This is a genomic window from Myxococcaceae bacterium JPH2 (assembly GCA_016458225.1).
Taxonomy (GTDB): Bacteria; Myxococcota; Myxococcia; order Myxococcales; family Myxococcaceae; genus Citreicoccus.
Map to the genome: position 1 here is coordinate 1 of JAEMGR010000103.1, position 1,465 is coordinate 1,465.

At 71.1% G+C, this 1,465-nt stretch carries 1 protein-coding gene; it reads left to right on the top strand.

Features of this window, described 5'->3' with window-relative positions; genetic code table 11:
• On the top strand, positions 1-1,465 hold a 1,465-nt coding region (locus JGU66_36290; GenBank protein MBJ6766236.1), incomplete at both ends, for a non-ribosomal peptide synthetase.

Genomic DNA, 1,465 nt, shown 5'->3' on the forward strand with positions numbered 1-1,465 from the left:
ACCTCATCGTGGGCATGCTGGGCATCCTCAAGGCGGGCGCGGCCTACGTGCCCGTGGAGGCGAGCCAGCCCACGGAGCGCATCGCCTGGATGCTCCAGGAGGCGGGCGTCAGCGTCGTGCTCACGCAAGAGCGACTGGCCGATGACCTGCCCGAAATGGGCGGCCTGTTGGTGTTGATGGACGCCGAGTGGGAGGCCATCGCGGCAAGGCCCTCCACGCCGCCCGAGACACGGGTGAGCGGAGATGACCTCGCATACGTCATGTTCACCTCCGGCAGCACGGGGCGCCCCAAGGGCGTCTGCGTGCCGCACCGAGGCGTGACGCGACTGGTGCGAGGCAACACCTTCGCGCGCTTCGGCCCCGACGAAGTCCTGCTCCAGCTGGCGCCAGTGGCCTTCGACGCCTCCACGTTGGAGGTGTGGGGCGCGCTGCTGCACGGCGCGCGACTCGTGCTGGCCCCGCCCCATGCCCTCTCGCTGGAGGAGCTGGGCGCGCTGCTGACACGGGAGGGCGTCACCACGCTGTGGCTGACGGCGGCCCTCTTCACGCAAATGGTGCAGCACCAGGGCGAGGCCCTCGCGCGAGTCCGGCAAGTGCTCGCGGGTGGAGACGTGCTGCCCGTGGAGCGCGTGGCCGAGCACCTGTCGCGGTTGCCCTCGGGCTCGGTGCTCATCAACGGGTATGGCCCGACGGAGAACACCACGTTCTCGGCGACGCACACGCTGCGGGCCGGAGACTCGGTGGGACGCACGGTGCCCATTGGACGGCCGCTGTCGAACTCGACGGCGTGGGTGTTGGACGGGCACCTGCAGCCAGTACCTCCGGGCGTGCCCGGAGAGCTGTACGTGGGCGGAGACGGACTCGCGTGGGGCTACCTGCGCCGAGCGGAGCTGACGGCGGAGCGCTTCGTGCCGCATGGCTTCAGCGCCACGCCGGGAGCGCGGCTGTACCGCACGGGAGACAAGGCGCGGTGGCGAGCGGACGGCACGCTGGAGTTCCTCGGCCGAGTGGACTTCCAGGTGAAGGTGCGCGGCTACCGAATCGAGCCGGGCGAAGTGGAGGCTGTGCTGCGCCAACACCCCGGCGTGCGGGACGCGGTGGTGGTGGCGCGCGAGGACGTGCCCGGAGACAAGCGGCTGGTGGCCTACGTCGTCCCGGGTGGAGACGTGTCCTCGCTGCGAGAGCACGTCCAGAAGCACCTGCCCGAGTACATGGTGCCCTCGGCGGTGGTGGAGCTGGCCACGTTGCCGCTGTCGCCCAACGGCAAGGTGGACCGGCGAGCCTTGCCCGCGCCCGAGGCGCCCGTGGCACGTCCCGCCGAGGACGCGGCTCCGCGCAACGCGCTGGAAGCACAGCTCGTTGCCCTCTGGGCCGAGGTGCTGGGCCGCGCTGCGGTGGGCATCCACGACAACTTCTTCGACCTCGGAGGCCACTCGTTGCTCGCGACCCAGCTCGTCGCGCGCAT